The organism is Oleiphilus sp. HI0061, assembly GCF_001635675.1.
Genome location: NZ_LWFE01000684.1, coordinates 1 through 495, shown reverse-complemented (window position 1 = coordinate 495; position 495 = coordinate 1). Strand labels below are relative to the sequence as shown.

Sequence of the window (495 nt, the reverse complement as noted above, 5' to 3'; positions counted from 1 at the left end):
CTGAAGCCGGTCCCAAGGGTATGGCTGTTCGCCATTTAAAGTGGTACGCGAGCTGGGTTTAGAACGTCGTGAGACAGTTCGGTCCCTATCTGCCGTGGACGTTGGAAAATTGAGAAGAGCTGCTCCTAGTACGAGAGGACCGGAGTGGACGAACCCCTGGTGTTCGGGTTGTGTCGCCAGACGCATTGCCCGGTAGCTACGTTCGGACAGGATAACCGCTGAAAGCATCTAAGCGGGAAGCCCCCTTCAAGATAAGTTTTCCCTGGGAATTTAATTCCCCTAAAGAGCCGTTAAAGACTATGACGTTGATAGGCTGGGTGTGTAAGTGCGGTAACGTATTGAGCTAACCAGTACTAATTGCTCGTGAGGCTTAACTATATAACGCCCAAGTGGTTTTATAGTGAATGATTATTCGTACAACGACGGGTAACGCAAATTGGATATGAGTCTTCGTTAGACAGCAGAGATTAAATTAGCTATTACTTGCTATTGTTA

1 rRNA gene is annotated in these 495 nt (G+C 47.7%); it reads left to right on the top strand.

Annotated elements, in window-relative coordinates:
* A 23S ribosomal RNA gene (locus tag A3735_RS08735) occupies positions 1 to 378 on the top strand; the annotation flags it as partial.
* Positions 379 to 495: the final 117 nt, after the last annotated feature.